The sequence below is a fragment of the Limnospira sp. PMC 1279.21 genome (assembly GCF_032349615.1).
Lineage (GTDB): Bacteria > Cyanobacteriota > Cyanobacteriia > Cyanobacteriales > Microcoleaceae > Limnospira > Limnospira fusiformis.
Genome location: NZ_JARPLU010000181.1, coordinates 1 through 8712 on the forward strand (window position 1 = coordinate 1; position 8712 = coordinate 8712).

The 8712-nt window shown below is 45.3% G+C and carries 10 protein-coding genes and 1 tRNA gene; 1 reads left to right on the top strand and 10 read right to left on the bottom strand.

All coding sequences use genetic code 11. The features are described 5' to 3' along the window. Nucleotides 1–113: 113 nt before the first annotated feature. The 3 genes from P5683_RS20380 to P5683_RS20390 all read right to left on the bottom strand — a co-directional run bounded on the left by P5683_RS20380 (nucleotide 114) and on the right by P5683_RS20390 (nucleotide 2881). On the bottom strand, nucleotides 114–644 hold the full coding sequence (locus P5683_RS20380) for a thermonuclease family protein (RefSeq protein WP_315640970.1): 531 nt from the start codon (nucleotides 642–644) through the stop codon (nucleotides 114–116). A gap of 4 nt (nucleotides 645–648) precedes the next feature. Then, nucleotides 649–1017, bottom strand: coding sequence for a 2Fe-2S iron-sulfur cluster-binding protein (locus P5683_RS20385; RefSeq protein WP_006670614.1), 369 nt, complete (start codon nucleotides 1015–1017; stop codon nucleotides 649–651). Between the two features lie 577 nt (nucleotides 1018–1594). Further along, nucleotides 1595–2881 (bottom strand): Glu/Leu/Phe/Val dehydrogenase, encoded by a 1287-nt coding sequence (locus P5683_RS20390; RefSeq protein WP_006621512.1) that lies wholly within the window; start codon nucleotides 2879–2881, stop codon nucleotides 1595–1597. A gap of 288 nt (nucleotides 2882–3169) precedes the next feature. Here P5683_RS20390 and P5683_RS20395 point away from each other — a divergent pair, with 288 nt between their 5' ends. Then, nucleotides 3170–4288: a TRAP transporter substrate-binding protein gene (locus P5683_RS20395; RefSeq protein WP_006621511.1), complete on the top strand. Its 1119-nt coding sequence runs from the start codon at nucleotides 3170–3172 to the stop codon at nucleotides 4286–4288. A 5-nt stretch (nucleotides 4289–4293) separates the two neighbouring features. Here P5683_RS20395 and P5683_RS20400 read toward each other — a convergent pair whose 3' ends face one another. The 7 genes from P5683_RS20400 to secG form a co-directional block, all read right to left on the bottom strand. Then, a complete protein-coding gene (locus P5683_RS20400) occupies nucleotides 4294–5883 on the bottom strand; it encodes a 5'-nucleotidase C-terminal domain-containing protein (RefSeq protein WP_315640969.1) in 1590 nt (529 codons plus the stop codon). A 30-nt stretch (nucleotides 5884–5913) separates the two neighbouring features. Continuing rightward, on the bottom strand, nucleotides 5914–6240 hold the full coding sequence (locus P5683_RS20405; RefSeq protein ID WP_006621509.1) for a DUF4926 domain-containing protein: 327 nt from the start codon (nucleotides 6238–6240) through the stop codon (nucleotides 5914–5916). A gap of 190 nt (nucleotides 6241–6430) precedes the next feature. Continuing rightward, nucleotides 6431–6604 (bottom strand): hypothetical protein, encoded by a 174-nt coding sequence (locus P5683_RS20410; protein ID WP_006621508.1) that lies wholly within the window; start codon nucleotides 6602–6604, stop codon nucleotides 6431–6433. 415 nt (nucleotides 6605–7019) lie between these two features. Continuing rightward, nucleotides 7020–7307: an RNA-binding protein gene (locus P5683_RS20415; RefSeq protein WP_006670612.1), complete on the bottom strand. Its 288-nt coding sequence runs from the start codon at nucleotides 7305–7307 to the stop codon at nucleotides 7020–7022. Between the two features lie 199 nt (nucleotides 7308–7506). Next, a tRNA-Ser gene (locus P5683_RS20420) sits at nucleotides 7507–7593 on the bottom strand. 99 nt (nucleotides 7594–7692) lie between these two features. Beyond that, nucleotides 7693–8412, bottom strand: coding sequence for a peptidase (locus P5683_RS20425; protein ID WP_315640968.1), 720 nt, complete (start codon nucleotides 8410–8412; stop codon nucleotides 7693–7695). Further along, on the bottom strand, nucleotides 8400–8630 hold the full coding sequence (gene secG, locus P5683_RS20430; RefSeq protein WP_006618748.1) for a preprotein translocase subunit SecG: 231 nt from the start codon (nucleotides 8628–8630) through the stop codon (nucleotides 8400–8402). Before secG ends, P5683_RS20425 begins: the two co-directional genes overlap by 13 nt. Between the last annotated feature and the right edge of the window lie 82 nt (nucleotides 8631–8712).

Here is an 8712-nt window from a genome sequence, read left to right on the forward strand (position 1 = left end):
TAAGTGGTCTCGGTGAGCCAAGAATCCCCGTCTCTTCAGAGCGGGGAGTGTCAAATGGGGAATCTGAAATTGATTAATTTCCGCCTACCCCCAGACTGTCGGCTCTTTTTCAGTCAGGACTGTTGTTGACGAAACTCAGCGGGGGTAAATCTCATGGGTTCTTCTGGGTTCCAGATACCTAACCCCATGATTCTAGCCCACCGTTGGGCATTGTCAAGGCGTTGGCTGTATTTGTTGTTGTAAATTCCAGCTTGGGCGAGGGCGTAACCTTGTTTAACCAATTCCTCATTAATCAGAATTTGATCGCGCCATATATATGCTAATAGGCGATCATAGCGATCGCTTTCCATTTGGTCAAATTCTAATAGCACCTGCTGTCCCTGACAAAGCTGCTCTAGCTTTCGTTTAGCTTCCATTCCCCAGGGGTCTTGTCTTAGGTCTGGCGCATTAATGCCAATCAGTCTTACCCGCTGTAACTTGGGAATATTATCGGTAGGACTGACAATTTCTATAGTCTGACCACTAACCACCCGTTCTACTCTGACAGTCATACCTGTGGGCATTTCCGGCGGTTCAGAACACCCAACCCCCACGATACAACACAACAGGAGTAACAGTCCGGTAAGCATCAATCTCAATGGCATTAGACTAATCTTCATCTAAGGGGAGCCCCGATCGCACCTTACCTTTACCAAAGTAGCGACCAAACTGGAGTTCGTAGACTTCATCCTCGTCCTGGGTTTCCACTTCCAGGTCTGAACGGGGATAGCTCACACAGAGCAAAGCATATCCTTCTTTTTGGAGTTCTGGAGATAATCCCATCGCCTCCGGCTGATACAACTCCCCTGAGATCACCCGCACCGCGCAAGTTGTACAGGCACCATTGCGACAGGAATAGGGTAAATCTGAACCCTGATTTTCTGCACATGGGAGGATATAGCGATCCTCTGGAACTTGCACACAGTAGGACTTATCCCTTTGGCGATCGTGAATACGAATTGTATGATAGGCGGACATAATATCAGTTCTTGGATTTTTTTCACAACCCCTCCTATCATAGGATATTTTAGCCACCAACAACCAACAGGCAACAGACAACCGCCCACTCACTAACTAAGCGTGGAACCCGCCCGGACAATTAATAATTAATAATTAATAATTAATAATTAATCCATTAATTTACGGGTATTCTGGGGGGTTTATTAAGATGGTCGGTGGGTAATCTAATTAACCGTGGAACCCGCCCCGACAATTAATAATTAATAATGAATAATGAATAATTAATCCATTATCCATTAATTTGCGGATCTTCTGGGAGGTTGATTAATGTGGTCGGTGGGCAATCTAACTAACCGTGGAACCCGCCCCGACAATTAATCCATTATCCATTAATTTGCGGATCTTCTGGGGGGGTGATTAATGTGGTCGGTGGGTAATCTAATTAACCGTGGAACCCGCCCCGACAACATTATCCATTGTTGGGGATAGATAGGGCGGGTTTATTAAGATGATCGGTGATGACTATAACTAACCGTGGAACCCGCCCCGACAACATTAACAATTATTAATTGTTAATTATTAATTGTTAATTATCTTATGGATAGAGTCCCCTATCTTTCATGGCTTGTGAGACCCGACCGACACCGAGAGTATAGGCAGCAAGCCGCAAAGAGACAGACCGTTGTTGGGAATGTTGGCTAACGCGGTGGTAGGCATTACGGAGTAGTTTTTCCATTTCCCGATTCACCCGTTTTTCATCCCAGAAAAGGAAAGATTGACCTTGCACCCATTCCAGATAGCTAACCACGACACCACCCGCATTAGCGAGGATATCTGGCAAGACAGTAATCCCCCGCGTTTCGAGTATTTGGTCGGCGATGAGGGTAATGGGAGCATTAGCAGCCTCTGCCACTAATTTCGCCTGAATGCGATCGGCATTATCTTCAGTAATTTGGTCTTCTAAAGCAGCAGGAATCAAGACATCACAGGGAAGGGTGAGTAATTCAGCATTACTAATGCTATCGCTACCAGGAAAACCGACAACAGTTTTCTGGTTATTCACATGAGATTGCAAAGCCGGAATATCCAAGCCATTAGCATCAAAAACGCCGCCAAAGGCATCAGAAACAGCAATAATTTTAGCCCCGGCTTCGTGAAGGAGTTGTGCCGCTGCGCCGCCGACTTTTCCAAATCCCTGAATAGCAATTGTCACACCTTCTAGGGTTTGTCCTTTCTCTAATAAGGCTTCTCTGACAGTAATCATCACCCCGCGTCCGGTCGCCATATCTCGACCTTTTGAACCGCCAATAGATAGGGGTTTTCCGGTGACGACACCTAGGACAGCATGACCCATATTCATAGAATAGGTATCCATCATCCAAGCCATTTCTCGTGAGGATGTGCCGATATCTGGTGCGGGGATATCGATCGCCGGACCAATATCTTTAATCAATTCGCTAGTGTAGCGACGGGTGAGGCGTTCCAGTTCCCCTACGCTATATTGCGCGGGGTCAATAGCAATCCCACCTTTAGCGCCACCGTAGGGAATCCCTAATAGGGCACATTTCCAGGTCATCAACATGGCTAAGGCTGACAATTCTCCCAGATTAACAGTGGGATGATATCGGGTTCCGCCTTTATAGGGACCGAGGACATCACAGTGCTGCACCCGGTGTCCGGCGAGGATTTGTACTTTTCCATTGTCTAATTTAACCGGAATGGAAACGGTGACGACTTTCCGGGGATGTTCTAAAATCACCAAGATATTTGGGTCCATACCTAGTTCCGCAGCCGCTTGGTTTAAATAGCTACAGGTGCGATCGAATGGACAAATATAAGCCGGAGTTGGGGATGTAGTCGCTACCTGGGATGATACAACCATAATTTATTAAACCTCTTTATTAATTAATTGTTCAGGCTGAAGCCAGAAGCTAGACAGTACAGCGATCTGTTCTGACCAACTTCTTGATCCCCAGCTATATTCCCTCATATCTGTACCATAACTTAAAAAAATCGATAAATACAAAATTATGTAAAAATTGTTACAGTTTTAAATTAGGTGATATGAAAAATCAGCAAAAACTGACTCAGTGAACCCGTTGGGTTTAAAATTAGATGAAATACTCAAGCCTACTGGCCTAATTTCTCTCACCGAAAGTAAGCAAAAATTATGAAACGTCGAAATATCCTCGGTTATGCTGCCACTGGAGTGGCCACCGCCGCCGCCTTGGCTGCCTGTAATCCCCAAAATACAAGTCCGGCTGTTCAAAGTGACTCTTTACCACGGGTACGCTGGAAAATGGCTACAAGTTGGCCAACTTCCCTAGATACGCTATATGGCGCTGCTGAACTAATCGCGGAATTGGTCAGTAAACTAACAGACGGACGATTTACTATCCAAACTTTTGCGGCGGGGGAAATTGTGCCGGGGTTACAGGTGTTGGATGCTATTCAACAGGGAACTGTCGAATGTGGTCACACGGCGAGTTATTACTACATCGGTAAAAACCCGGCTTTGACTTTTGGCACCTGTGTTCCCTTCGGACTTAATACGCAGCAACAGATGGCTTGGCTATATCATGGCGGCGGTATTGAGGCGATGAATAAGCTATATGCCGATTTTAATACTATTGCTTTTCCGGCCGGAAATTCTGGGGCTCAGATGGGGGGATGGTTTAAAAGAGAAGTAAATAATATCGCTGATTTAAATGGGTTAAAAATGCGGATTCCTGGCTTGGGTGGCGAGGTTCTCTCCCGCTTGGGGGTGAATGTTCAGGTTTTACCGGGAGGAGAAATTTTCCTGGCTTTGGAAAGGGGGGCTATTGATGCGGCGGAGTTTGTTGGTCCCTATGATGATGAAAAGTTAGGCTTAAATAATGCGGCGAGGTTATACTATTATCCGGGTTGGTGGGAACCGGGATCTAGTTTTGATTTGCAGATTAATTTGACGGCTTGGAATAGGTTGCCGACTGAGTATCAGGAAATTCTGAAAACAGCAGCGTCGGCGGCTAATATTCAAACTTTAGCTAAGTATGATGTCCAGAACCCTCAAGCGTTGAAAAGGTTGATTGATGGGGGGACTCAGTTAAAGGCTTTTAGCCCAGAAATTTTACAGGCTTCTCTGGCTGCAACTACGGATTTACTGGAGGATATGGCTATTCGTAATTCCTCTTTCCGAGATATTTATGAACCCTGGAAACAGTTTCGAGATAGCATCCGACAGTGGCACGCTGTGGGTGAGTTTGCTTTCAGTAATTTTGTGTCAACACCTATTTTAGAAGGGTTGTAGCAAGGTTAAAGAGGTGCTTTGATGATACGATCGCCTACTGGGGGATTAATCAGGGGGCGATCGCTTATATAATCAGCCACAACATCTGACAGTAAAAAACCAGTATCTACCTGATTATTAGACTGTTTGAAAATTTCGTAACCATCGCCGCCTGTCATTAAAAAAGTGTTGGTAACTACCCGATAACTAACATCATCTTCTAGGGGTTTCATGCTACCATCAGGACTGATGACATTAACTGACATAATCCGCGAACCTATGGGCGCTTCTGGATTCCACATCAATTGAATTCCAGACACTTGCGGAAAACTTCCCTCTCCCTTTTCTACTCCACTAACACCATGTTCTAACAGTTTTTTTATCTGATTTCCGGTGAAGTCACAACGAGCGATCGTATTTCCGAAGGGGAGAACTTCCATAACTTGACCAAGGGTGATATTCCCCGCCGGAATACTGGCTCGAATTCCTCCCCCATTAACAATCGCTATTTCGGCACCGTCTGGCTGCATTTTTGCCAGAATTGCATCAGCAATTAGATTTCCTAAGTTGGTCTCAATAGAGCGAATATTTCGGCGATCGCCATCTAGTACAGTATCAGTTTGACCAATAACTTTATTTCGTAATTCTTCCAGGGGGGCTTGGAAAACTTGCAATTGCGCTTCAAAATCCGGGTCAGGAATAATACTTTCATCCACAGCATGAGGAGAACCAGACCAATATATTAGATGACCTCTACCATCAAAAACAACTTGTAAATCCCCCAAATATTTCCCCCATTCCCAATCAGTCACCACTAACACATTATCCCCATTAGGGGAAGTTTCTACCAAAGGATAAGGTTGAGTCGCACCTGGTATATTTCCTAGGGGAGTGTGGGAATGTCCCCCCACAATTAGATCAATTCCATCCACTTGTTGGGCTAATTTAATATCCTCAGAAATGCCTAAATGAGTCAGGGCGATGATTTTATTTACACCACGACCTCTGAGAATTTTAACTGTTTTTTTGGCAGCGGCGATCGGATCAAGAAACTTAATACCTTCCCCAGGACTAGACAAAACCTCCGTGTCTGGTGTCGTTAACCCCAAAATACCTATTTGTTCACGATTGACATGAACAATAATCCAAGATTTGATTAAATCAGACAACGGTGAGTTGACATCAATTTCCAGATTAGAGGAAATCATCGGAAACGCCGAACTTCTAATAAACTCCGCCAAGGTTTCCTGTCCTCGGTCAAATTCATGATTTCCGATCGCCACAGCCGCATAATTCATTTGATTATAAAAGGGAACATCTGCTTGACCTAAATACTTATTAAAATACAGCGTTCCCTGGAAAATATCCCCCGCATCTAGCAATAGGGTTGTCGTTTCATTCTCAGCCAGGAGTGTATCAATTAGGGTTTTTCGTCGCGCAATACCACCTAACAAGTTATCCCCAACTTCCACCGATTCTAGGCGAGCATGATGGTCGTTTGTATGTAATAATCTTAGGCTAAAATCCTGTGATTTTACCAAAGCATCATGAAAGGCAATTCCTACAAAAATTGCTCCCACAAATAAAATCCCATACAAGCGTACAGCCCACTTCATGATTATGACTAGATTATCAGTGCAGTTTTATTATACCTTTAATTCTGGCGAATCTGGCTGAGATTGGGGCGCTACAGAAGCATCTAAAACCGCTTGGGGTACTTCGTATTTAGTCCCGCCAAAGAGAGTGCCTAAATTACTTTCATCAGAGGTTTCTCCCATCACCATAAATTGTTCCGGGTTAAGAATCAGGTTTTCATACTCACCCCCCATAGTTAAGTCTACCGAATAACTTTCTTGGGGATTTTCATAACATTCTACAACTGTTCCGACAGTTCCCTTGGGGATAATTTGGCGACCAAAATGGGCTTTTATTTCTATTACCGTTTCAATTCTATCATAGAGTTTAGCTTTCATTGATTTTTGCCTCAATTTTAGGAATCATCAGCCATAAAACAACCCTTCCCCAAGGACTAGGGAAGGGTTTAAGTTAGCCTGGAACCTTGTCCAAACAATCAGGTTTAAACTGGGCTTTCCAATACATTTGGGAAGCGTGATCAACAATCAAAGTTATTTGTATAACTGTTGTTATCACCAACCTAATCACCTACTCAGCCTTAGAATCTTGTTCTGAAGATGTTTGCTCACCCTCAGACGGGCGATCGTTGCGGTTGAAGCGCTTATTACGAGCTGAGTGGGGGTTGAATCTCTTACGATACTGGCGTGCATTGGCCAGGTTGCGTTCAGCCTTTTCTTTTTTTAAATTACGACGCTTGGCCATCACGATTACCTCATAAAGACATAGTTGTGCTTGAACTTCCCCAATACTAAAAGTATGGGGATTTCTGTCTACCCTCAAATGGGGGACAGCGGGACATTCAAGTATCCCTCTAAGCCCTCCAGCCTTGGCAGCTATTGGGCTTACTTTGGTTTTTTTGGTTTCCGAGTCGATCGCCTAGCCATATAGCTACGCTCTGCATCTTCCCATTACTTGTCAGTTGTTTAGGCAGGCGGCGAGCATGGCAGTAGTGACTTACTGTGCCGGGATGGCTCCGAGACTAGAATACTTCCTTGGGTAGATGGTTCTCCGTACTTAATTTGGCTACGCTAGTTCGCCGTGTTTAGGACTGCGAACCGCCTACATCCCCATCGCTGCCGTCACGGACAGGCGATCGCTTTTCGGGTCAAAGGACTTTCTAATATCGTGGTTTGCGGCCCCCTCTATCAGAAGGTTTCTTATCTTCCCGAGGACGAGCTAGGTTAACTCGGATTTCTCGTCCCATCCACTCAGCACCATCAAGTTCTTCGATCGCATGAATTTCTTCTTCTTCGGTATTCATTTCCACAAACGCAAAACCACGAAACTTTCCAGTTTCGCGATCGGTGGGAAGATGAACCCGTTTCACCGTGCCATATTCTGCGAAGACTTCTTTTAGATCTTCGTCAGTGACATCATAGGATAAGTTCCCTACATAGATTGACATTTGTTTCCTCCAAAATCATTGATAACCGAGGGGACGACAGACCCGGGAGGAACGTCTGCTAATACCTTACGGAAATAACCAGCTAAGATCAACAACAAACTTTACCACCGAATCAACTGTTCTTAGATCATATCTTAGCACCACCAGGGTTAAGCTAAGGAACTCACCTTGATTTATCCCTATCGCATGAGTTAGCGAACGGAGAGGGAGGGATTCGAACCCTCGTTAGAGTCACCCCTAAACAGCATTTCCAGTGCTGCGCCTTCAACCACTCGGCCACCTCTCCAAAAGAGTCGCATTTTTTAGTTTTACTCACAAGATATGTATCTTAGCAGAAGCCTATATGATTTGACAATACCCTTTGGCAAATTTGTTGAGATACAGGCTAGACCTTCATTTGAGCCCAACCCAGTTGAGTGGGTTGTTCATAAATACGTCGCAGCGTATTCACATCACGGGGCGAGATCGGGGGAGGTTCCCGAACCTGGGAGTAATACATCACATCAGTTTCCGTGGGACTATGGCCCCAAATCCCCAGGGCGTGTCCAAATTCGTGGCGAGTGGCGGCGGTAATATACTTGCCGCTTTGGGTAGGACTCAGCCAAATAGTAAAGCGATGGACTAAAATATAAGAGTCATTCCCAGTAATCCGTTTAAAAAGCTGATATCTGGCTTCCGCAGAACTAGCCCGCAGCCTTCCTGGTTGTAGGGGAGGGCGACGGCGAAAAATCTGGACCTGGGCGCGATCGCTATCCTCAATAATTTCTATCGGTAAATAGGGGTTCCAGTCCATCACTGCATCTAAGACCAGATCCCGCCAATTTTCAGCCCCTGGACTTTCTGGGGATTCAATATAGACACGAACCGGAAAACTAGACCAGACCAGATGACCAAATGTAGGTGGCGCTATCTGGTCGAAATAATCACCACTGTCCGTAGGATCTTGCCATTGTTCCAGAGATGGGGGGAGGGGATGGGAATCAAACGGGATTGACAGATCAACAGCAGGCGATCGCCAACCGTAAACTACGATCAGGAAAATCGTAAATAGACTCAATCCTATTAGCCGAACCCTCACCAACCCCAAAATCCCTATCCAAGCCAACCAGCGCTTAAAATCGTGGTTAACCCCATAAACACAATTGCTAGTATCCAGGTAATGCGATTTAGGGTAACTTCCGCTGTTTTCGCGCTAGTAAACAGTTGCGCCTGTCCACCAATTCCCCCAATACCATCACCCTTGGGACTGTGCAGGAGTACCAAAATCACCAACCCTAGGGCCGAGAGTGACCAGATTGCCTGTAATATATCAGTAAGAGCCATAGTTCGTCATCAATTCCGTGCGTTTCGATTAGGGGTCGAGAGTGAAGTCGCCTTCACCCCCTCCCATTCAGAACCGTACATC